A 22323-nucleotide genomic window follows, 5' to 3' on the forward strand; every position below is an offset into this window, starting at 1 on the left:
GAACTTTTCGCACGTTTCAGTCGAGTGCGCCGGTCGCCGCCGACGCCCGCGCAACCACGGCACCCGAGGCGACGAGGTCGGCGAGGGCCTCGATCTCGGGGGAGAGGAAGCGGTCGGCGCCCGGTACTGCACCGACCTCGGCGGCCAGGGCCACGACGCCGCGGGTGGCCGCGCCAGGCTCGAGCGGCGCACGCAGTGCCAGGCCACGGGCGGCGGTCATGACCTCGATCGCCAGCACCCGGGTGAGCCCGTCGATCGCGCGGCGCAGCTTGCGCGCGGCGGCCCAGCCCATCGACACGTGGTCCTCCTGCATCGCCGACGACGGGATCGAGTCGACGGACGCCGGCACGGCGAGCCGCTTCAGCTCGGACACGATGCCCGCCGCGGTGTACTGCGCGATCATGAGGCCCGAGTCCACGCCGACCTCGTGTGCGAGGAAGGGCGGCAGGCCCTGGTTGCGGGCGCGGTCGAGGAACCGGTCGGTGCGACGCTCGCTCATCGACGCGACGTCCGCCACCGCGATCGCGAGGAAGTCGAGGACGTACCCGACCGGGGCGCCGTGGAAGTTGCCGTTCGACTCGACGCGCCCGTCGAGGGTCAGCACGGGGTTGTCGACGGCGCTCGCGAGCTCGGCGTCGGCGACGGATGCCGCGTGCGCGAGGGTGTCCCGGGCCGCACCGTGCACCTGGGGCGCGCAGCGCAGCGAGTAGGCGTCCTGCACCCGGGTGCACTCGGGGCCCTTGTGGCTCGCGACGATGGGCGAGCCCGCGAGCAGGCGTCGGAGGTTCGACGCGGACACCGCCTGCCCGCGCTGCGGGCGCAGGGCGTGCAGGTCGGCGGCGAACACGGCGTCGGTGCCCATGAGCCCCTCGACGCTCATCGCGGCGGCCACGTCGGCGGTCGTGAGCAGCATCCGCATGTCGTCGATCGCGAGGGCGAGCATCCCCAGCATGCCGTCGGTGCCGTTGATGAGGGCGAGGCCCTCCTTCTCGGCGAGGCGGAGCGGTGCGATGCCGGCGGCCGACAGGGCGCTCGCGGCATCCGTCGCCTCGCCGTGCGCGTCGCGCACGTCGCCCTCGCCCATCGCGACGAGCGCGCAGTGCGACAGCGGCGCGAGGTCGCCCGAGCACCCGAGTGAACCGTACTCGCGCACGACGGGCGTGATGCCCGCGTTGAGAATCGCCGCGTAGGTCTCGGCGGTCACGCGGCGGACGCCGGTGCGGCCGGTCATGAGGGTGGAGAGGCGCAGCAGCATGAGCGCGCGCACGACCTCGCGCTCGACCTCGGCGCCCGAGCCGGCGGCGTGCGAGCGCACGAGGCTCGCCTGCAGCTGGGCGCGGCGGTCCTCCGCGATGAAGGTCGTGGCGAGCGCGCCGAACCCGGTCGAGATGCCGTAGTGCGGCTCGGGATCGGCGGCGAGGCCCTCCACGATCGCGCGGCTCGCGGCGACGCCGTCGAGCGCGGCCGGGTCGAGCACGACGGATGCTCCGTGCCGGGCCACGGCGACGACCTCGTCGATCGTGAGCGGTCCGATGCCGACGGTGACGGATGCCGCGACGGCCGTGGGCTGGGTGGGCGCGATGGTGCTCATGCCTCCGATTCCACACCGCCTCCGCGCGCGCGGGAACGCCGCAGCCGCGGCATCCGTCCGGGATCCCGGACGCGCGCGTAGGCTGGGCGCGTGACCGAGCCATCGAAGGTGCCCGCGGCCGACCAGACGCTCGCGATCCTCGCGCACCTCGCGGCACAGCGGGGCCCGGTGCCGGCGGCGACGATCGCGCACGCGCTCGCGCTGCCCCGCTCGACGGTCTACCACCTGCTCGCGGTCATGCAGGAGCGCGGCTTCGTCGTGCACCTGCCCGAGGAGCGTCGCTACGGGCTCGGCATCGCGGCCTTCGAGCTCTCGAGCGGGTTCAGCCGCCAGCAGCCCCTCGCGCGGCTCGGCCGCCCGCTCGTGGCGACGCTCGTCGACCGCCTGGGGGAGTCGGGCCACCTGGCCGTGCTGCACGGACGTGACGTGCTCTACCTCGTCGAGGAGCGCGCGCCGCGCCGTCCGTCGCTGGTCACCGACGTGGGCGTGCGCCTGCCAGCGCACCTCACGGCGACCGGCCGGGCGATGCTCGCCGAGCTGCCGCCGGCGCAGCTGCGCGCGCTCTATCCCGACCGGGCGGCCTTCGCGTCGCGGCATCCGCAGGGCGAGGGGGCCGAATCGGATGCCGCCGACTGGAGCTACGGTCGGCTGAAGCGCGTGCTGGCCGACGTGCGCACGCGCGGCTGGGCCGACGAGGACGGCGAGGTCACCACCGGCCTCGCCTCGGCGGGGGCCGCCGTCGTCGACCACCTCGGATGGCCGGCCGCCGCCATCGCCGTGACCTTCCCCGACGATGCGGCGCCCGAGCTGCAGGAGCGCGCGGTCGAGGCCGTGCGGGAGGCGGCGTCGACGCTCTCGCGGCGCATCCGCGGCGTGAGGTAGGCCGCGGCCTCAGGCGTGCGGCGCGAGCCAGCTCCGCAACGTCCGCGTGACGAAGGGGAGCACCCAGTACGTCATGATCGGCGTGAGCACGAGCGTCGTCGCGAGCACCTTCCACACCACGGCGAGCTCGTTCCAGCCCGGCACGAACGCGGTGACGAGCAGCGTGAACACGAGGTTCACCGGGAAGAAGCCGAGCCAGATGGTGACCGCCTGCTTCCAGCGCGGCGGGGCGGGCGGCAGCTCGAGGTCGGCCTCGGCGCCGGTCGTGGCATCCGCCGCGGGCACCGAGCCGGTCGCCGGCTCGTCGAACCAGCCCTCGATGCCCGTGCGCCGCCGGCTTCGCTCCGACTTCACGAAGCCCTCGCCCATCGACAGCCACCAGCTGCGCTCGCTCGACCGCTCCCACGCCTCGAGGGTCTCCTCGCTCGCGAAGCGGTAGAGCATGTGCCACACCTGCGAGCGCTCGCCCGCGCGCACCCAGCCGGAGCCGAGGAAGCCGGGGTACTTGTTCGCGAGGTTCACCCCGGTCTGCACCCACGCGGTCGCCTCCGCGATGTGCGCGGGGTCGACCTCGCGCCGGATCGACACGGTGATCGGATCAGTGGCCATGCACCCATCCCACCGCATCTCCCGCCGCATCGGGGTTTCCGAGCCGTAACGGATGCCGCGGGCTCCCGCTCCTCAGGCCACGTCCACCCGTGCCCGAGCGCGCGTGCGGGTCCGCAGGGCCGCCGCGGTGATGCGCCCGCTGCCGGCGAGCGCGACGATGAGCAGCACCAGGGCGACCGCGGCCGGAAGCGGCGCGAAGCCCACCACGAGCACCACGGCGACGCCCGCGACCCCGCACAGCGTGTCGACCGCGGCGGTCCACGAGGTGACGGATGACTCGGCGGCACGACCGGATGCCTCGCGCCGGCCGACGACCTGCCTGCGAGCCCGGGGTCGCTCGAACGGCCCGAACACCAGCGCCACCGGCACGACGGCGGCCGCCGCCACGCCCAGCCACAGCGGGCGGGTCGCCCACCACTCCAGGCTGAGCGGCTCGGGCAGCGGCAGCCCGATCGCGGCGTTCGCCACGAGGCTGAGGCCCGCCAGCGCGACGAGCACGGGCAGGTGCCAGAGGTAGACCGTCATGGCGCGTTCGCCGACGGACGAGATGAGCCGCGAGGCATCCGCTCGCTCGACCCATGCCGCGATGCGTGGGCGGGCGACCTGGAAGAGCGCGAGCTGCGCCACGCCCAGCACGACCAGGCACACGGTGGGCGGGTTGAGGTTCACGAGCATGTCGACGGGGTAGGGGCCGGCAACGGTGAGCGCCACGAGGGCGGCCAGGGCGCCACCCGCGACCGTGAGCAGCGTGCCCGGAGCGAACCCGTCGAGCGTGCCGTCGGCCAGGCGGAAGCCGAGCTGCTGCACGAGGAGCCACACGAGCAGGAGGTTGGCGAAGCCGATCGCCTCGACGCCGGTCGCCATCCGCACGATGTCGACGGCGACGACCGCCGCGAGGAGTGCCAGCGGCGTGAGGATCCGCGCACGCTCGTGGGCGCGCAGCATCGTGGGGACGAGCGCGGAGATCGCGACGTACACGCCGAGGAACCAGAGCGGCTGTCCGATGCGGTACCCGGCCGTCGCGACGAGGTCGGCGGGCAGGCCGGCGATCGCCAGCCCGGCGAGCGCTGCGGACACCACCACGACGAGCGCGACCGCCGGACGCACGAGCCGCTCGAGCCGGGAGCGCACGTAGTCGGCAGGCGTCGCGCCCCCCGCCCGCATCGAGCGCCAGTGGTGGAAGCTCGAGAACCCGCCCGCGATGAAGAACAGCGGCATGATCTGCACGACCCAGCTCACCGGGCCGAACCACGCCTGGCCCTCGAGCGCGTTCTCGAGCACCGGGCCGGCCGCGCCCACGCTGACGCCGCACATCATCGCGTGCAGGAGGAACACCGCCACGAGCAGCACGATGCGGATGGCGTCGACGCTCGGGTCGCGGGCGACCCGCGTGCCCCTGGCGATTCGTGCAGCGGATGCCGCGGGCGGCGCGGATGCCGCAGCGCGGCGCTCGATCGTGTCGGTCATGGTGCCCCATCCCGGGCGGCCCGTCCGCCCTCGCGGGGCAGGTTAGGGACGCGGCGATGAGCGGGACATCACCCGGCAGAGCCGTCTCGCACCCCTACCGGCGTAGGGGCCGGGCGCGTGCGGCGCGGTGCCGTGCGGCGCGGGGGCGCTATGCGCCGGGCTGCACCAGGCCGGTGTCGTACGCGAGCACGACGGCGTGCACCCGGTCACGCAGGCCGAGCTTCTGGAGGATCTTCGAGACGTGCGTCTTCACGGTCTGCTGGGCGATGAACAGGGCCGACGCGATCTCGGAGTTCGACATGCCGCGACCGACGAGCGTGAGCACTTCGCGCTCCCGGTCGGTGAGCTGGGCGAGCCGGTTGCCCGACGGCTTGGGTGCGGGCGCAGACCGGGCGAAGTCCTCGATGAGCCGGCGGGTCACGCTGGGCGCGAGCAGCGCGTCGCCGCCCGCGACGATCCGCACGCCGGCCACGAGCTCCTCGGGCATGGCGTCCTTGAGCAGGAAGCCGCTCGCACCCGCCCGGAGCGCCTCGTACACGTACTCGTCGATGTCGAACGTCGTCAGCATCAGCACGCGCGGCACGTAGTCGCTGCTTCGCGGCGGCGTCTGCAGCGCGCGCGTCGCCTCGATGCCGTTCAGCTGCGGCATCCGCACGTCCATCACGACGACGTCGGGGCGCAGCTCGCGGGCGAGTGCGACGGCCTCGGCGCCGTCGGCGGCCTGTCCGACGACCTCGATCCCCGGTTGTGCGGCGAGGACGGCCGCGAACCCGGCGCGCACCATCGCCTGGTCGTCGGCGATGAGCACCGAGATCGTCACGCCGTTCCTCCGTCCGCGCCGAGCGGCAGGGTCGCGAGCACACGATAGCCGCCGCCCGGGAGCGACCCGTGCTCGGCACGCCCGCCGAGCAGGGTGGCGCGCTCACCGATGCCGACGAGCCCGTGGCCGCTGCCGACGGAGTCGGGCGCCGCGGCATCCGACCCCGAGGCATCCGACCCCGCGGCATCCGGTGGGCCCGGGGCCGGATCGTTCTCGACCGAGACGACGAGGTCGCCCGCGAGCACCTCCACGCCGACGTGCGCGGTCGCCCCGGGCGCATGGCGCACCACGTTGCTCAGGGCCTCCTGCACGATGCGATACGCCGCGGTCGACGCGAGGCCGTCCTGCGGTAGGTGCTCGCCGAGCTCGAGCGTCACGGGGACACCGGCGCGATCGACGGATGCCGCGAGCGCGGCGAGTTCGCCGAGGCCGGGCTGCGGGGTGGTCTCCGGAGCCGCCTCCGCGCTGCGCAGTACGCCGAGGAGCTGGCGCATCTCGGTCATGGCGCTTCGAGCGGATGCCGCGATCTCGGCGAACTCCGCCTTCGCCTCATCGCTCAGCCCCTCGACGCGGTACGGCGCGCTCGTCGCCTGCACGTGGATGATCGACAGGCCATGGGCGACCACGTCGTGGAGCTCGCGGGCGATGCGGTTGCGTTCCTCCACGAGCACCCGCCGCTCCTGCTCGGAGGCCGAGTGCGCCCGCTCGCGGAAGAGCTCCGCGGTGACGACCCTGCGCTGCGTGATGAGCAGCGCGATCGGCAGGGCGACCGCGGTGATCGCGGCCGCGGCGATCTCATTCGCTGCCGCGCCCACATCGACGAAGGCGAACGGCACCGTGACCACCACGCCGGCGAGCCAGACGCCGAACATGCCGGCCCAGCTCACGCGCATGAGCCCGAGCACGAGGAGCAGTGCGAACTGCCCGATGATCGTCGTGACCGGCCACGGCCACGGGGCACCATCCGACGGGGCGGACAGCACGGCGAAGGCGAGGATGCCGGCCGTCGCGAGTGCGGCCGCCACCCAGTGGAAGCGCACGGCGAGCGGGATCGCGGCCGACAGCGCGAGGCTCGTCGCGAAGGCGGCGAGCAGGTGCACGCCGTAGAGAGTGGCGGCGAGCGGCACCGAGACGGCGAGGAGCAGCACGGCCAGCACGCACGTGGCGAGCCAGAGCCAGGCGCGCAGGCGCCGGTCGTCGGCGAGCGCCCACCCCACGGTCGCCCGGCCCGCGGCGTGCGGCGGATCGGGTGCGATCGGAGGTGCGGCAGGATGCTGGGTGTCGTCCATGGTGCCAGCAGCCTGTCACGGCGAGCGGGGCCATGGCATCCCTCGCCGGAGCGAATCCCACCCCGTACATCGGTAGGGGGTCAGGCGCCCCTCAGCCCCGCTGCGACTCCTCGGCCGACGGCACGAGTCCGTCGACGGCCGTCGGAGGCCGCATCGCCGCCGAGGCCCGGATGTCCCGGGCGAGCTGCTCGCGGTTCGTGGCGATGAGCCGGTCGTCGCGCAGCGGGAGCTGCACGTGCTCCTCGGCGATCACGCCGGCGCGCAACTGGCGGGCTCGCTCCACCTCGGTGTCGAGCACCGCGCCGAACAGCATCGCGAGGTTCGACATCCAGAGCCAGAGCAGGAAGGCGATCACGCCGCCGACGACCCCGTAGGTGCGTTCGTACTGCCCGAGCCCGAAGACGTACACGCCGAAGAGCGTGGTGGCGAGCACCCAGGTCAGGAGCGCGGCGACCGCACCGACGCTGAACCAGCGGAAGTGGCGTCGGCGCACGTTGGGGGTCGCCCAGTACAGCAGCGCCATCACGACGATGCCGATGCCGGCGAGCACGGGTAGCTTCAGCAGGTCCCACCAGAAGACGACGCCCACGTCGAGGCCGAACACGTGCGCGACCGACTCGGCGACCGGTCCGGTGAGCACCAGTCCGACGGCGGCGATCGCGACGAGGACGACGACCACGGCCGAGGTGCCCACCATCGCCGGCCGCATCTCCCAGAACGGCCGGCCCTCCTCCACGCCGTAGATGCGGTTCATGGCACGGCCGAACGACCCGAGGTACCCCGACGCCGCCCAGAGCAGCGCGACGATGCCGGTGATGAAGGCGAGGGTCGCGTGGGAGGCATCCACCAGCCCCGCCAGGGGCTCCTGCATCGCGCCGGCGAACTCGCTGCCGCCGAGGTCCTCGACCACCTGCAGCACGTTCTTGGCGCCGGCCTCGGCGCTCCCGAACACCCCGACCGCGGCCAGCGTCGCGAGGAGCGCGGGGAAGATCGAGAGCACGCCGTAGTACGTCAGCGTGCCCGCGATGTCATAGGCCTGGCTGATCCGGAACGAATGCCACGTGCGAATCAGGATGACGCGCCAGTCGCCCGTCGAGAGCTGCACTGGTGAGTCGTCGGACATGATGTCCTCCCTGGTGGACCGGCCCATGCGAGCCTACGGGCGGGCGCGGTGGGGCGGACAGGGGTTGCCGGGGCGGGTCAGCCGAGATACGCGTGCAGGAACGCCGCGACGCGGGGGCGAAGCGCGTCGTCGAGGATGCCGATGGAATGGTTGGCGCCCGGCACCACCTCGAGCCGCACGGGCACGCCTGCTGCGTCGAGGGTGTCGGCGAACCGTTGCGACTGAGCGAGCGGCACGATCTCCTGCTGGGCGTGACCGATGAAGAACGGCGGATCGGTCGGGTCGACCCGGTTCGCCGGCGAGGCCTCCGCCTGCTGCGGGCACGCATCGAGGCCCGCGCCCGGCTCGCAGCCGAGGTACTCGCCCACGATGCCGCTGAGCCACGCCGACCCGCCGTCGGCCGCGAGCTCTGCCGCCGAGAGCCCGACCGGGCCCGACAGCTCCGCGACCGCCGCGACCCGCGACCCCTCGTCGAGCGGCCCCTCGCCGGTCGTGCCGAGCAGTGCCGCGAGGTTGCCGCCCGCCGACCCGCCGAACGCGCCGATGCGCGCCGGGTCGATGCCGAACCGCTCCGCCTGCGCTGGCGCGCGGAGCCACTCGACTGCGAGCGCCACGTCGTCGATCGCGGCGGGGAAGCGCGCGTCGGGCACGAGCCGGTAGTTGACGGATGCCGCGACGAAGCCCTCGCTCGCAAGCCACACGCACACGTTCCGCCAGTCGGCGTTGGCCTTGTCGCCGCGGGCCCAGCTGCCGCCGTGGATCGAGACGACCGCCGGGCGCGTGGCCACGAGCGCGTCGGGCGCGGGGCTGCACACGTCGAGCGTCAGCAGGGTGCCGTCCTCGCGGGTGCCGTACTCGAGATCGGCCTGCACGTCGATGCCGGCGGGCGGCGTGAAGGTGCGGATGCCGATGATGTCGGCGCTGCCCACCTCGCTCGCGGCATCCGGACCCGTCGGGTCGATCTCACGCAGCTGCGTGTGGAACCCGGAGAGCGCTCCCACGCCGACGATGGCCGCGATGGCGGCCAGCGCGGCCGCGGCTGCCCGCCTGGAGCGGATGCCTCGACCGCCTGCGATTCGGGTCGAGGTCACACCGGGCTCCGGGTTCAGGGGTGCAGTGATGCTATCTCACCTTCGCGATTTCATGCAGTCTGCGTGGCGTCGGCCTCCGGGCCGCTCACTACGCTGGGCGCGACGTGCCTGGGGTCCGCTCATCGACGGTCCGACCCGGAGCGCGAGAACGCGAGGGGGCTCCACATGACCGACGACCCGCAGACCACGCCGAACCCCTCCACGCCGCCACCGGCAGGGGCCTCCGCCGCTCAGACCGCTCCCGCCGCCGAGCCGAAGCGCTCGTCGGGGGTGAGCCGCGGCTTCCTCATCGGCGTCGGTGTCGCGATCGTGCTGCTGTCCTTCCTCGCCTCGTTCCTCGGCGCCTCGCTCGCCAGGTCGAACGACACGGTGGAGGCCGCGCCCACGCCCACGGCGACCGAGGCGCAGCTCGACGAGGCCGCCTACGAGGAGGCGATCAAGGAGATCCTCCCCGCCGGATCGGCCGTGCGCGCGGGCACCGGCGTGCCCGCTGAGGGCAAGGGCTATGAGGGCGACGTCTACATCGACATCTCCAACTCCGACGTGTACCTCTTCCAAGACGGCGAGTGGACGCTCGTCGGCAACATCCGCACGTCCGCGGCCGAGAACCTCACCGGTGCGACGGGGGCCACGGGCGCCACCGGTGAGACCGGGGCCACCGGCGCGACCGGCGCGCAGGGCGAGGCTGGTGCGCCCGGTGCGCCCGGGACGCAGATCCTGCTCGGACAGGGCGAGCCGGAAGCCGACGCCTGCACGGCCCCTGGAGACATCTACATCGACACCTCGACCGCGCCGGTCTCGTTCTACCAGTGCGGCGAGGACGCGTGGACGCTGGTGTACCCGCCGGCCACGCCGCAGCCGACGGCGGAGCCGACTCCCGCGCCCGAGGGCTGATTCGCGGAACGACGTGACCGAGCGGCATCCGACATCGCGGGTGCCGCTCGGCGCTTTCCCAGCCGATTTCCGGTATCGTTGCCGAGTCGGTTCTGGACACCGCGCGGTGCGCGGATGGGTTTGTGAGTCCAAAGGGCCGGTTTCGAGGCGAACGGCCCTCGGATAGTCACCGTATGTGAACGGCCCCGGTCGACGATGTTCCGGGTTCTCAGACCTGCTGCGCGCTTCGTGCGCCCGGCGGGCCTGCCATGTACTTCAGTACAACCCAGGAAGTGTCACCCATGCCCAAGAACAAGAAGCCCGCCGGCGGACGACCGGCCAAGAACTTCGATCCCTCGTACGCGAAGGGCGGCTCCAAGGGCGGCCCGGCGCGCGCCGGATCGGCCAAGCCCGGCTCGCGCAGCGCGGGCCACCGCGGCTACCGCCCCGAAGAGGACGCCCCCCGCAAGGAGCGCTGGTCGCGCGACGAGCGCGTCGCCACCGGCCGCGCCCCCCACCGTTCGGTGCGCGACGGCCGCGACGAGCGCGCCCCCCGTTCGTTCGAGCGCGACGACCGCGCCCCCCGCCGCGACGACCGCGACGCACGTCCGGCCCGCTCGTTCGATCGCGACGACCGTGCCCCCCGCCGCGAGTTCGACCGCAACGACCGCCCGGCTCGCTCGCACTACCGCGAGGACCGTCCGGCCCGTTCGTTCGACCGTGACGACCGCGCGCCTCGCCGTGACGACCGCGCTCCCCGTTCGTTCGACCGCGATGCGCGCCCCGCTCGCTCGTTCGACCGTGATGCCCGTCCTGCTCGTTCGTTCGACCGTGATGCCCGTCCTGCTCGTTCGTTCGATCGCGACGACCGCGCGCCCCGTCGCGAGTTCGACCGCAACGACCGTCCGGCTCGCTCGTTCGACCGTGACGCGCGCCCGGCGCGTTCCTTCGATCGTGACGACCGTGCGCCTCGCCGCGACCGCGACGACCGCCCCGCGCGTTCGTTCGACCGCGACGCGCGCCCGGCTCGCTCGTTCGACCGTGATGCCCGTCCTGCTCGTTCGTTCGATCGTGACGACCGTGCGCCTCGCCGCGACCGCGACGACCGCCCCGCACGTTCGTTCGACCGCGACGCGCGTCCTGCCCGCTCGTTCGATCGCAGTGACCGTCCGGCTCGGTCATACGACCGCGACGACCGCGCGCCCCGCCGCGACGTCGACCGCCCCGGCTTCAAGGACTCCGGTCGCCGCGAGTCGAGCTTCTACCCGGCCAAGGAGCAGGGTCACCGCTTCTCGCCGAACGATGACGTCGTGCTCGAGCGCCTCGAGGCCGACGCCATCCAGGCGACCGAGGTCGACGGCGTGACGTTCGCCGACCTCGGCCTGGGCGCCAACGTCGTCCGCGTGCTCGCGGAGCTCGGCGCCGAGTCGCCGTTCCCCATCCAGGCCGCGACGATCCCCGCCGTGCTCGAGGGCCGCGACGTCCTCGGCCGCGGCAAGACCGGCTCGGGCAAGACGATCGCCTTCGGTGCCCCCACCGTCGAGCGCCTCATGACCCTCTGGGCGGAGTCGGGCAAGGCCGGCGGCAAGCGCCAGATGGGTCGCAAGCCCCGCGCCCTGATCCTCGCGCCGACCCGTGAGCTCGCCCTGCAGATCGACCGTACGGTGCAGCCGATCGCGCAGAGCGTCGGCCTCTTCACCACGCAGATCTACGGCGGCGTGCCCCAGGCCCGCCAGGTGGGCGCCCTCCAGCGCGGCGTCGACATCGTCATCGGCACGCCGGGCCGCATCGAGGACCTCATCGAGCAGCGTCGACTCGACCTGTCCGAGGTCGTCGTCACCGTCATCGACGAGGCCGACCACATGTGCGACCTCGGCTTCCTCGAGCCGGTGCAGCGGATCCTCCGCCGCACGGCCCAGGGCGGCCAGAAGCTGCTCTTCTCGGCCACCCTCGACAAGGGCGTCGCGACGCTCGTCGACGAGTTCCTCGTCGAGCCGGCCGTGCACGAGGTCGCCGGCGAAGACCAGGCCTCGTCGACGATCGAGCACCGCGTGTTCATCATCGAGAACCGCGAGAAGCGCGACATGGTCGCCCAGCTCGCCAACCGCGAGGGCAAGACCCTCGTGTTCTCGCGCACCCGCGCCTTCGCCGAAGACCTCACCGAGCACCTCGAGGACTACGGCATCCGCGCCGTCGCCCTCCACGGCGACCTGAACCAGTCGCGCCGCACGCGCAACCTGCAGCAGCTCACGAGCGGCCGGGTCAACGTGCTGGTGGCGACGGATGTCGCGGCCCGCGGCATCCACGTCGACGACATCGACCTCGTGATCCAGGCCGACGCGCCCGACGAGTACAAGACGTACCTCCACCGCTCGGGCCGCACGGGCCGCGCCGGCAAGGAGGGTCGCGTCGTCACGCTCATCCCCGGCAACCGCCAGCGTCGCATGACCGACCTCCTCGGTCGCGCCGAGATCGACGTCGACTTCGAGCGCGTCGCGCTCGGCGACGACGTCTGGGGCGAGTCGGTCGAGTTCGTGGCCGAGGTCGACGCCGACGCGGAGGTGCACGCCGTCGCATCCGACGACGATGGGAACGCGGCCGTCTGAGGCATCTGCTTCCCGGATCGAACGGGCCCGCATCGGTGACGGTGCGGGCCCGTTTTCCGTCTCGCCGGATCTGCAACGTTTACCTTCGGCAGATTCGAGGAAGGCTCTCGACAGTGCGGGACGCATTCGCTATGTTGACGTCAACATCTGAGTGTTGACGTCAACATTCCTGATCGAAAGAGACAACGGTGTCCCAACTGAAATCACGCCTTCGTGCCGTCGCGGTGGCGGTCGCCACCGCAGCCGCCGTGGCAGGTTCCCTGCAGTTCATGCCGCTCGCCGCCTCCGCATCTGCGCCGGGCGCGGTGCTCACCGCTACCGCCACGTCCACCTCCACCTCCACGAGCTTCCGTCCTGGGCAGGAATGGCTCGACACGGACGGCAACGTGATCCAGGCGCACGGCGGTCAGGTCGTGCCGTCGACCGACGACCAGGGCCGCACCGTCTACTACCTCTACGGCGAGGACCGCACGAACGGGTACCACTCGTCGCCCGGCGTGCACGTCTACAGCTCGTACGACCTGTACAACTGGACCGATCAGGGTGTCGCGCTGCGTGCGCTCTCCTCGACGGCGCAGTTCGAGGAGCCGTACTTCCAGGCGCTCTACGGCGACTACACCCAGGCGCAGAAGGACGCCGTCTATCGCGACCTCGGCACCACGCCGGTGTCGGGTGTGACGCCGCCGATCATCGAGCGGCCGAAGGTGATCTACAACGAGCGCACCGGCAAATGGGTCATGTGGGCGCACATGGACGGACCGAGCGAGACCTCGAGCGCGCAGTACGCGAAGGCGAAGGCCGGCGTGGCGATCGCGGACTCCCCCTTCGGGCCGTTCCGCTACATCGACAGCTTCTACCTGAACTCCTCGCCTGACGGCTGGGACACTCCGGGCATGGCGCGCGACATGAACCTCTTCGTCGACGACGACGGCACCGGCTACATCATCTACTCGAGCGAAGGCAACGGGACCATGTTCATCTCGAAGCTCAACGACGAGTACACCGACCTCGCGACCCCGGCCGATGAGGCCGTCGAGGGCGTGGACTTCAACCGCATCTTCGTCGGCTGGTCGCGCGAGGCGCCGGCCCTCTTCAAGCACGACGAGCGCTACTTCCTGCTCACCTCGGGCACGAGCGGCTGGGCGCCGAACCCGACGAGGTACGCGTCGGCGACCGACCTCATGGGCGACTGGACCGAGATCGGAGACCCGTTCCCGTGGTGGGCGCAGGCCGACTCGTGGAACTCGCAGCCGTCCTCGGTCATCCCCGTCGATCGCGAGCACGGGAAGTACATCTACATGGGCGACCGGTGGAACGGCGGCACCGACCTGAAGAACGCGCAGATGGTGTGGCTCCCCCTGAACATGGGCGAGGGCGGCGACACGCTCTCGGTCGAGATCTGGGACGAGTGGACACTCGACGAGCTCGATCAGTGGGCCGCATGGGACGTCACCGGCGTGCCCGCGACGATCCGGATCGGCGAGGCCTTCGACGTGCCGACCGTGACGGTGACCCAGAACGGCGTGTCGACGTCGCAGCCGGTCCAATGGGCCGCGGACGGCTCCTTCGACCAGCCCGGGATCGTGACCGTGACGGGCACCCTCCCCGGATTCGGCGGTCGCACCTTCACCCGCACGGTCGTCGTCGTGCCCGACGGCGTGCGATACGCCGTCAACGCGGGCGGGCAGCGAACCGCCGACTGGACCGCACTCGTCGATGCGGCATCCGCCGAGTCGCCGGTTCGCAACAGTCGACCCGACCAGCAGTACGGCGTCGACCCGACCACGCACGCGACCTGGGGGTACCTGGGGGACGCAAGCGCCTCGGCGGGCACCGAGAGCGGCACGATGTTCTCGACGCTGCGGTACGCGACGGGCGGCGCTGCGCTCACCTACCGCTTCGACGGGCTCGAGCCGGGGAGGTACACGGTGTACGCCGGGTACTCCGATCCCTGGGCGCAGTGGGCCGACCGCGGCGCGAGGGTCGCCGTCAACGGCGCCGTCGTCGAGGCCGACCACGACTACGAGGCCGGCAACCAGACGGCGGCGTACTCCGCGATCGCGGTCGGTGCCGACGGGCGCATCGAGGTGTCGCTGAGCCCCACGCGCGGCCCCGATGTGCAGCTGAGCTGGCTGATCGTCACGGCCGACGAGATCGCGGTGCCCGCCCTCGAGGTCGAGATCACCGCGAGCACGCGCTGCGTCGCCAAGCGGGTCGTCCTCACGGCCGCGCTCCGCAACGCCGCCCAGGTGCCCGTCGCGGTGACCTTCGAGTCCGCCTACGGCACGAAGCGGCTCGCCTCGATCGCTCCCGGCGCGAACGGCACGTACGACTTCGCCACGCGCAAGGCTCGGATCCCGGCCGGATCGGTCAGCGCCACGGTCACCGGCCTCGTCGGCGGCTCGACCGTCACGCAGACGGTGGATGCACCGTACGCGGCCAGGTCCTGCGGCTGACGCCCCGGCCGGATCCGTCACTGAGGATGTCGTGGGCGCTCCCGGTGCCGCACTCGATGCTGCGAGCCGTGGGGCGCCCACGGCCGGTGCGACGCCGTGCCGGAGCGTAGCGTCCCTTCCGAGTCGCATGCCATAATTACTTCCTGAACGGTCGGTCGGGAATTCCGACCGGAACGTCGGCCGGCCTCCCGCCTACGCTGGGAGGCGCGGCGTTCGATCCGAGACAGTGCGGTCAGGAGACTCTGTGTCCAGAAGTGTTGGCATGGCTGAGGCCTACCTCGTCGGCGGCGTGCGCACCCCGGTCGGCCGCTACGGCGGCGCGCTCGCCGGCGTGCGACCCGATGACCTCGCGGCCCTCGTGGTCGGCGAGCTCGTGCGGCGCACCGGGCTCGACACGGCCGGTGAGCTCGGCGCCATCGACGAGGTCATCCTCGGCGCCGCCAACCAGGCCGGCGAGGACAACCGCAACGTCGCCCGCATGTCGGTGCTGCTCGCCGGCCTTCCCGACGAGGTGCCCGGTGTCACCCTGAACCGGCTCTGCGCCTCGGGCATGTCCGCGATCACGATGGCCGCGCAGGCCATCCGCGCGGGCGATGCCGACCTCATCATCGCGGGCGGCGTCGAGTCGATGACGCGGGCGCCGTGGGTGCAGGCCAAGCCCGACAAGGCGTGGGCGAGGCCCGGCGCCGCCTACGACACGTCGATCGGCTGGCGCTTCCCGAACCCGAAGCTGCAGGCCCGTGACAAGGCCACGTACGCCATGCCCGAGACCGCCGAGGAGGTCGCCCGCGTCGACGGCATCACGCGCGCCGACGCCGACGCGTTCGCCCTGCGCAGCCAGCAGCGCGCCGCCGCCGCCATCGCCGCGGGGAGGTTCGAGGCCGAGATCGTCGGCGTGCCGACCCACAAGGGCGAGGTCCTCGTCGACGAGGGTCCCCGCCCCGAGACGACCCTCGAGGCGCTCGCCGGGCTGCGGCCCGTCGTGGCCGGTGGTTCCGTGGTCACGGCCGGCAACTCGAGCGCGTTGAACGACGGGGCCTCCGCGATCCTCGTCGCGAGTTCCGCCGCGGTCGAGCGTCTCGGCCTCACGCCGCGCGCCAGGGTCGTCACCGGCACCAGCGCCGGCCTCGCGCCCGAGATCATGGGCCTCGGTCCCGTGCCCGCGACGGAGAAGGCGCTCGAGCGCGCCGGACTCGACCTCGACGAGATCGGCTCCGTCGAGCTCAACGAGGCCTTCGCCACCCAGTCGCTCGCGTGCATCCGCCGCCTCGGGCTCGACCCCGAGCGCGTGAACGCCGACGGCGGGGCCATCGCCCTGGGGCATCCGCTCGGCTCGTCCGGCTCGCGCCTCGTCGTGACGCTGCTCGGCCGCATGGAGCGCGAGGACTCGCGCTACGGCCTCGCCACCATGTGCGTGGGCGTCGGTCAGGGCACGGCGCTCATCGTGGAGCGCGTGTGATGGGCGCGGCGCATCCCCTGCCCGAGGGCGACGCCGACGGCCCGCTGTGCGTCGAGCGGTTCGACGACCGCGTGGTCGCCACCCTCAACCGGCCCGAGAAGAAGAACGCGATCGACCAGGCGACGATCGACGCGCTGCACGTGCTCTGCGCCGAGCTCGAGGCGATCCCGCGGATCCTGATCCTCACGGGCGCCGGCGGAGTCTTCGCCTCGGGCGCCGACATCGCGGAGCTCCGGGAACGGCGAGCGGATGATGCGCGCCGCGGCATCAACGCGAACGCGTTCGTGCGCGTGCACGAGCTGCCGATGCCCGTCATCGCCGCACTCGACGGGTACGCCCTCGGCGGTGGCGCGGAGCTCGCCTACGCCGCGGACATCCGCATCGCGACGCCGCGCCTGCGCATCGGCAACCCCGAGACCGGGCTCGGCATCATCGCGGCGGCCGGTGCGAGCTGGCGGCTCAAGGAGATCGTGGGCGAGGCCCGGGCGATCGAGCTGCTGCTCACCGGGCGGGCGATCGACGCCGACGAGGCGCGCGAGATCGGACTCGTCAGCGAGCTGCATCCCGTCGACGAACTGCTGCCCGCCGCGCACGCGATCGCCGATCGCATGGCCCGCAACGACCCCGCGGCGACGATCGCGACGAAGCGGGTCTTCCGCGCGCCGCGCGCCGACCACCCCGCCGTCGACCTCGAGGCGCAGGCCGCGCTCTTCGAGAGCCCCGAGAAGTTCCGTCGCATGACCGAGTTCCTGGAGCGACGCGCCACCGAGAGGAAGCCCAAGTGACCGCGACCGCGACCGGTGCCCCGTCCGACGTCGGCGTGCTCGGCGGCGGGCGCATGGGCGCGGGCATCGCGCACGCGTTCCTGCTGGCCGGGTCGCGGGTCACGGTCGTCGAACGCGACGCGGATGCCGCGGCCGCCGCCTCGACGCGCGTGCTCGAGTCCGTCGCGGCATCCGTCGCCCGCGGCACCGCCGACGATGAGGAGTCGGCCATCGCCGCCCGGTTCGCCACGAGCACCGACGTGCGGGACTTCGCCGGCTGCGGGCTCGTCGTCGAAGCCGTGCCCGAGGACCTCGAACTGAAGATCGACGCACTCACGCGCGTCGAGGCGGTGCTGCCGTCCGAGGCCGCGCTCGCCTCGAACACGTCGTCGATCTCGATCGACCAGCTCGCCGCCCTGCTCGAACGCCCTTCGCGATTCCTCGGGATGCACTTCTTCAACCCCGTGCCCGCCTCGACGCTCGTCGAGATCGTGCGCGGCGCGGCATCCGACGGCGTGCTCGTGGCCGAGGCGCGCGAGTGGGTGCACGCGATCGGCAAGACCCCGATCGTCGTCACGGATGCCCCGGGCTTCGCGTCGTCGCGGCTCGGGGTGGCGCTGGGGCTCGAGGCGATCCGCATGCTCGAGGACGGCGTGGCCTCGGCGGAGGACATCGACGCCGCCATGACCCTCGGCTACAAGCATCCGGTCGGTCCGCTGCGGCTGACGGACATCGTCGGGCTCGACGTGCGCCTCGGGATCGCCGAGTACCTGTCGTCGACGCTCGGCGAGCGGTTCGCGCCGCCCGCGCTGCTGCGTCGCATGGTCGACGAGGGCAAGCTGGGCCGCAAGACGGGCGAGGGCTTCTACCTGTGGGATGCGCCGTGATCGCGACCACCTCCCCCTCGACGCACGCGCACCCCGCACTCGAAACCTTGTGTTCGGTGCGGGAATCGAGGCGGGTTCTGCACCGAACACGAGGTTTCGACGAATTGGAAGGGCCACGACGATGAGCCAGACGAACGAGATCCTGCCGAGCTACGTGACGGGTGCGTGGTGGTCCCCCGATGCGGCCGCCGTCGACGCCGCGGGCGGCGCGACCGAGGTGCGGGACGCGTCGACCGGCGAGGTCGTGGCGCGTGTCTCGACCGAGGGCCTCGACCTCGGCGGCGCGCTCGAGTATGCCCGCACGGTCGGACAGGCGAGCCTCGGCGAGCTCACGTTCCACCAGCGGGCGGTGCTCCTCAAGCAGATGGCCCTCGCCCTGACCGAGCGCAAGGCCGAGCTGTACGAGCTGTCGAGCCGCACCGGGGCCACGAAGCAGGACTCGTGGGTCGACATCGACGGCGGCATCGGCGTGCTCTTCACCTACTCGGGCAAGGGCCGTCGCGAGATGCCGAACTCGAAGGTCTACGTCGACGGCAACCTCGAGAACCTCTCGAAGGACGGCTCGTTCCTCGGTCGGCACATCTACACGCGGCTGCCGGGCGTGGCCGTGCAGATCAACGCGTTCAACTTCCCGGTATGGGGCTCGCTCGAGAAGTTCGCGCCCGCCTTCCTCGCCGGCGTGCCCACGCTCGTGAAGCCGGCGACGCCCACTGGCTACGTCGCCGAGGCGTTCGTCCGCATCCTGGTGGAGTCGGGGCTGCTCCCCGAGGGCTCGCTGCAGCTGGTCTCGGGCAGCGTGCCCGACCTCTTCGACCACCTGCGGCTCGGGGACCTCGTGGCGTTCACGGGCTCCGCGTCGACCGCCGAGCGGCTGCGCCAGCACGAGGCCGTGCAGACCGGCGGCGTGCGGTTCACCGTCGAGACCGACTCGATCAACGCCAGCGTGCTCGGCTCCGACGCGGTTGCGGGAACGCCCGAGTTCGACGCGTACGTGAAGCAGCTCGTCGTCGAGATGACGAGCAAGGCGGGGCAGAAGTGCACCGCGATCCGCCGGGCGATCGTGCCCGCGTCATCCGTCGACTCGGTGATCGACGCCGTGCGCGCGCGCATCGCCGAACGCGTGGTGCTCGGCGACCCCCGCGCCGAGGGCGTCACGATGGGTCCGCTCGCGTCGACCGGGCAGCGCGACGAGGTGCTCCGCCAGGTCGCGAAGCTGCAGGCGTCGGGCGGCGAGCTCGTCATCGGGTCGACGGATGCCCCGAGCGTCGTGCAGGCGGACGGCGCGACCGGCGCGGCATCCGACGGCGCCTTCGTCGCCCCCATGCTGCTGCGGTTCACGGATGCCGCCAGCCCCGCACTGCACGAGGTCGAGGCGTTCGGACCCGTCGCCTCGATCGTCGGCTACCACTCGCTCGCCGAGGCCGCCGCGCTGGTGGCGCGCGGCGGCGGATCGCTCGTGACGAGCGTGGCGACCCACGACCCCGAGGTGGCGGTCGCGCTGGCGTCGGGGATCGCCGCGTACAACGGGCGCGTGCTCTTCCTCGACCGCGACGACGCCCGCTCGTCGACGGGCCACGGCTCGCCGCTGCCGAACCTCGTGCACGGCGGACCGGGTCGCGCCGGTGGCGGCGAGGAGCTCGGCGGCATCCGCGCGGTGCTGCACCACATGCAGCGCACCGCGGTGCAGGGATCGCCCGAGATGCTCACCGCGCTCACCGGGGTGTGGCACCAGGGCGCGGCGTCGCAGCCCGACGGCGTGCACCCGTTCCGCAAGTCGCTGGCCGAGCTGCGCCTCGGTGACCAGGTGGTGTCGGCGTCGCGCACCGTGACGCTCGAGGACATCGAGACGTTCGCGGCATTCACCGGCGACACCTTCTACGCCCACATGGACGAGGAGGCCGCCGCGGCCAACCCCTTCTTCCCAGGGCGCGTCGCGCACGGGTACCTGCTCGTGTCGTGGGCGGCCGGGCTCTTCGTGGATGCGGCACCCGGGCCGGTGCTCGCGAACTCGGGGCTCGAGAACCTGCGGTTCATCACGCCGGTCTCGCCCGGGGACACGATCCGCGTCGAGCTCACCGCGAAGCAGATCACGCCGCGCGAGACCGACGAGTACGGCGAGGTGCGCTGGGACGCGGTGCTGAAGAACCAGGACGACGAGCTCGTGGCGACCTACGACGTGCTCACCCTCGTGGCCAAGGAGCTGGCGCCCGAGGCGGCGTAGCCGCCCCTCGGTCGAGCGGCGAGGCTCGGTCTGGTGCGGCGGCCCGTCAGCCGCGGAGCGCGAGCACGAACGGCAGCACCTCGGTGGCGCCCGTCTGCCGCAGGGCGCGAGCCGCTACCGTGAGGGTCCACCGGCTGTCGGCCTGGTCATCGACCAGCAGGATCCCGCCGTTCGGCACGTCGAGCCCGTCGGCGCCGAACCGCTCCCACACGCCGGCGAGGCGGAAGGCGCTGTTGCCCCCGGGCTGGCCGGTGGGTCCGCCGCCGACCGGCGTGAGCGCACCGAGGTAGGGCAGCCGGCCGACCTCGGCGAGCCCGCGAGCGAGCGAATCGACGAGCCGGGGACGAGAGCGCGAGGGCACCGAAACGACGGCGACCGGACGCTCGGCCCAGCCCCAGTCGGCGAGCACGCGGACGCACGCCGCGAGCACCTGTGGTGGCACGGGAGCGTCGGGTGCACCGGTCGCGAACAGCTCGCGAAGGGTGGTGCCCCAGCCGAGGTCGGTGAGACGGGCCAGCGCGCGGCCCTCGCCGGCCTGCTCGCCAGGCGCAATACGGCCCTTCACCGGCACGCCGAGCCGGTCGGCCCCGGTCGGCCACTGACGCCGCGGCTCGATCGGCACGCCCACCCGGTCGAGTGCTCCCGCGGCCGACTCGGCGGCGCCCTCGGCGAGGCCGCCCGGGTACCAGGCGCCCGCGCAGTTGTCGCACCGGCCGCACGGCGTCGCCGTCTCGTCGTCGAGCGAGCGCTGGAGGAACTCCATGCGGCATCCGTCGGTCTGCTCGTAGTCGATCATGTGCTGCTGCTCGGCCTCGCGTGCGGCGGCGATGCGGGCGTAGCGGTCGGCGTCGTACGACCACGGCTCGCCGGTCGCCACCCACCCGCCCTGCACCCGCCGCACGGCGCCGTCGACGTCGAGCACCTTGAGCAGCAGCTCGAGCGGCGTGCGGCGGATGTCGACGCGCGCCTCGAGCGCCGGCGTCGACACCGGGGCATCCGAGAGCTCGTCGATCACGCGCCGGGCGCGCTCCTCGTCGGGCATGGACGCCGTCGCGAAGTAGTGCCAGATGGCCGGGTCCTCACTGCCAGGCAGCAGCAGCACGTCGGCGCTCTCGCTGGCACGCCCGGCACGGCCGACCTGCTGGTAGTACGCGACGGGAGACGACGGGGCCCCGAGGTGCACCACGAACCCGAGGTCGGGCTTGTCGAAGCCCATGCCGAGCGCGCTCGTGGCGATGAGGGCCTTCACGCCGTTGGCCTTCAGCAGCGCCTCGGACTCCTCGCGCTCGTCGGGGTCGGTCTGCCCGGTGTAGGCGCGCACGTCATGCCCGCGCTCGCGGAGCAGCCGTGCCGTGTCGACGGCGGCCGCCACCGTGAGCGTGTAGATGATGCCCGACCCCGGCAGGTCGTCGAGGTGGCTGAGCAGCCAGGCCAGCCTGGTGATGGAGTCGGGCAGTCGCAGCACGCCGAGCCGCAGGGACGTGCGCGCGAGCGGGCCCCGGATCGTGACGACATCGACCGGCATGGCGCCGGACTCGGGAGCCTCCGTGCCGAGCTGCTCGGCGACATCCGCCACCACCCTGCTGTTCGCGGTGGCGGTCGTGGCGAGCACCGGCACGCCGGCCGGCATCTGGGAGATGAGGTCGCGGAGCCGCCGGTAGTCGGGGCGGAAGTCATGCCCCCAGTCGCTGATGCAGTGCGCCTCGTCGACGACGAGCAGGCCGATGCGGCGCACCAGCGCCGGCAGCTGCTGCTCGCGGAACGACGGGTTGTTGAGCCGCTCGGGCGACACGAGCAGCACGTCGACCTCGTCGCGGTCGAGCCGGCCGAGCACGTCGCCCCACTCGTGCGGATTCGTCGAGTTGATCGCCACCGCCCGCACGCCCGCCCGCTCGGCGGCGGCGATCTGGTCGCGCATGAGCGCGAGCAGCGGCGAGACGAGCACGGTCGGGCCGGCGCCCCGCCGGCGCAGCAGCAGCGTGGCGACGAAGTACACCGCCGACTTGCCCCACCCGGTGCGCTGCACCACGAGCGCGCGACGCCGCCCGTCGACGAGCGCCTCGATCGCCTCGAACTGCCCGTCGTGGAACTCGGCGTCGTCACGCCCGACGAGCTCGCGGAGCGCGGCGAGCGCTGCGGCCCTGGTGTCGGTCGCGGGGTCGGCGACGGCGGCAGTCATCCTGCA

The 22323-nt window shown here is 72.8% G+C and carries 16 protein-coding genes; 8 read left to right on the forward strand and 8 right to left on the reverse strand.

Annotated features, from left to right (window positions below):
* Window positions 1-16: 16 nt before the first annotated feature.
* Window positions 17-1591: a histidine ammonia-lyase gene (hutH, locus tag J2X63_RS09750; RefSeq protein ID WP_309976536.1), complete on the reverse strand. Its 1575-nt coding sequence runs from the start codon at window positions 1589-1591 to the stop codon at window positions 17-19.
* Window positions 1592-1681: 90 nt separating this feature from the next.
* On the opposite strand from hutH, the gene J2X63_RS09755 reads away from it, so the two are divergent.
* On the forward strand, window positions 1682-2473 hold the full coding sequence (locus tag J2X63_RS09755) for an IclR family transcriptional regulator (RefSeq protein ID WP_309976538.1): 792 nt from the start codon (window positions 1682-1684) through the stop codon (window positions 2471-2473).
* A 9-nt stretch (window positions 2474-2482) separates the two neighbouring features.
* Here the strand turns inward: J2X63_RS09755 and J2X63_RS09760 are convergent, their stop codons facing one another.
* The 6 genes from J2X63_RS09760 to J2X63_RS09785 all read right to left on the reverse strand — a co-directional run bounded on the left by J2X63_RS09760 (window position 2483) and on the right by J2X63_RS09785 (window position 8872).
* Window positions 2483-3082 (reverse strand): antibiotic biosynthesis monooxygenase, encoded by a 600-nt coding sequence (locus J2X63_RS09760; protein WP_309976540.1) that lies wholly within the window; start codon window positions 3080-3082, stop codon window positions 2483-2485.
* Between the two features lie 72 nt (window positions 3083-3154).
* Window positions 3155-4549 carry an acyltransferase gene (locus J2X63_RS09765; RefSeq protein ID WP_309976542.1) on the reverse strand — a complete coding sequence of 465 codons (1395 nt, stop codon included), beginning with the start codon at window positions 4547-4549 and terminating at the stop codon, window positions 3155-3157.
* Window positions 4550-4697: 148 nt separating this feature from the next.
* Window positions 4698-5369, reverse strand: coding sequence for a response regulator transcription factor (locus tag J2X63_RS09770; RefSeq protein ID WP_309976544.1), 672 nt, complete (start codon window positions 5367-5369; stop codon window positions 4698-4700).
* Window positions 5366-6658 carry a sensor histidine kinase gene (locus J2X63_RS09775; RefSeq protein ID WP_309976546.1) on the reverse strand — a complete coding sequence of 431 codons (1293 nt, stop codon included), beginning with the start codon at window positions 6656-6658 and terminating at the stop codon, window positions 5366-5368. Before J2X63_RS09775 ends, J2X63_RS09770 begins: the two co-directional genes overlap by 4 nt.
* Before the next feature lie 91 nt (window positions 6659-6749).
* Window positions 6750-7781: a YihY/virulence factor BrkB family protein gene (locus tag J2X63_RS09780; protein WP_309976548.1), complete on the reverse strand. Its 1032-nt coding sequence runs from the start codon at window positions 7779-7781 to the stop codon at window positions 6750-6752.
* A gap of 77 nt (window positions 7782-7858) precedes the next feature.
* Window positions 7859-8872 carry an alpha/beta hydrolase gene (locus J2X63_RS09785; protein ID WP_309976549.1) on the reverse strand — a complete coding sequence of 338 codons (1014 nt, stop codon included), beginning with the start codon at window positions 8870-8872 and terminating at the stop codon, window positions 7859-7861.
* Between the two features lie 165 nt (window positions 8873-9037).
* On the opposite strand from J2X63_RS09785, the gene J2X63_RS09790 reads away from it, so the two are divergent.
* From J2X63_RS09790 to paaZ, 7 genes are all read left to right on the forward strand, one after another.
* Complete coding sequence (locus J2X63_RS09790) at window positions 9038-9766, forward strand: hypothetical protein (RefSeq protein ID WP_309976551.1); 729 nt, start codon at window positions 9038-9040, stop codon at window positions 9764-9766.
* A 281-nt stretch (window positions 9767-10047) separates the two neighbouring features.
* The gene (locus J2X63_RS09795) at window positions 10048-12351 is read left to right on the forward strand and encodes a DEAD/DEAH box helicase (protein WP_309976553.1); all 2304 of its coding nucleotides are present in this window, start codon (window positions 10048-10050) and stop codon (window positions 12349-12351) included.
* 188 nt (window positions 12352-12539) lie between these two features.
* Window positions 12540-14807 carry a family 43 glycosylhydrolase gene (locus tag J2X63_RS09800; RefSeq protein WP_309976555.1) on the forward strand — a complete coding sequence of 756 codons (2268 nt, stop codon included), beginning with the start codon at window positions 12540-12542 and terminating at the stop codon, window positions 14805-14807.
* A 262-nt stretch (window positions 14808-15069) separates the two neighbouring features.
* Window positions 15070-16266, forward strand: coding sequence for an acetyl-CoA C-acyltransferase (locus J2X63_RS09805; protein ID WP_309976557.1), 1197 nt, complete (start codon window positions 15070-15072; stop codon window positions 16264-16266).
* A complete protein-coding gene (locus J2X63_RS09810; protein ID WP_309976560.1) occupies window positions 16266-17051 on the forward strand; it encodes an enoyl-CoA hydratase/isomerase family protein in 786 nt (261 codons plus the stop codon). The genes J2X63_RS09805 and J2X63_RS09810 overlap by 1 nt, the downstream gene beginning before the upstream one ends.
* Window positions 17048-17917 carry a 3-hydroxyacyl-CoA dehydrogenase family protein gene (locus J2X63_RS09815; RefSeq protein WP_309976562.1) on the forward strand — a complete coding sequence of 290 codons (870 nt, stop codon included), beginning with the start codon at window positions 17048-17050 and terminating at the stop codon, window positions 17915-17917. Before J2X63_RS09810 ends, J2X63_RS09815 begins: the two co-directional genes overlap by 4 nt.
* A 121-nt stretch (window positions 17918-18038) precedes the next feature.
* Window positions 18039-20138, forward strand: a complete 2100-nt coding sequence (paaZ, locus tag J2X63_RS09820) for a phenylacetic acid degradation bifunctional protein PaaZ (RefSeq protein WP_309976564.1) — start codon at window positions 18039-18041, stop codon at window positions 20136-20138.
* Window positions 20139-20184: 46 nt separating this feature from the next.
* Here paaZ and J2X63_RS09825 read toward each other — a convergent pair whose 3' ends face one another.
* On the reverse strand, window positions 20185-22317 hold the full coding sequence (locus J2X63_RS09825) for a DEAD/DEAH box helicase (RefSeq protein WP_309976566.1): 2133 nt from the start codon (window positions 22315-22317) through the stop codon (window positions 20185-20187).
* Window positions 22318-22323 lie beyond the last annotated feature (6 nt).

The sequence above is a fragment of the Agromyces sp. 3263 genome, assembly GCF_031456545.1.
Taxonomy (GTDB): domain Bacteria; phylum Actinomycetota; class Actinomycetes; order Actinomycetales; family Microbacteriaceae; genus Agromyces.

Bases quoted from the DNA above. Each gene is read 5' to 3' on its own strand.
- paaZ (WP_309976564.1), top strand. From the start codon at position 18,039: ATGAGCCAGACGAACGAGATCCTGCCGAGCTACGTGACGGGTGCGTGG.
- J2X63_RS09795 (WP_309976553.1), top strand. From the start codon at position 10,048: ATGCCCAAGAACAAGAAGCCCGCCGGCGGACGACCGGCCAAGAACTTC.
- J2X63_RS09790 (WP_309976551.1), top strand. From the start codon at position 9,038: ATGACCGACGACCCGCAGACCACGCCGAACCCCTCCACGCCGCCACCG.
- J2X63_RS09780 (WP_309976548.1), bottom strand. From the start codon at position 7,781: ATGTCCGACGACTCACCAGTGCAGCTCTCGACGGGCGACTGGCGCGTC.
- J2X63_RS09805 (WP_309976557.1), top strand. From the start codon at position 15,070: ATGGCTGAGGCCTACCTCGTCGGCGGCGTGCGCACCCCGGTCGGCCGC.
- J2X63_RS09765 (WP_309976542.1), bottom strand. From the start codon at position 4,549: ATGACCGACACGATCGAGCGCCGCGCTGCGGCATCCGCGCCGCCCGCG.
- hutH (WP_309976536.1), bottom strand. From the start codon at position 1,591: ATGAGCACCATCGCGCCCACCCAGCCCACGGCCGTCGCGGCATCCGTC.
- J2X63_RS09810 (WP_309976560.1), top strand. From the start codon at position 16,266: ATGGGCGCGGCGCATCCCCTGCCCGAGGGCGACGCCGACGGCCCGCTG.
- J2X63_RS09760 (WP_309976540.1), bottom strand. From the start codon at position 3,082: ATGGCCACTGATCCGATCACCGTGTCGATCCGGCGCGAGGTCGACCCC.
- J2X63_RS09775 (WP_309976546.1), bottom strand. From the start codon at position 6,658: ATGGACGACACCCAGCATCCTGCCGCACCTCCGATCGCACCCGATCCG.
- J2X63_RS09825 (WP_309976566.1), bottom strand. From the start codon at position 22,317: ATGACTGCCGCCGTCGCCGACCCCGCGACCGACACCAGGGCCGCAGCG.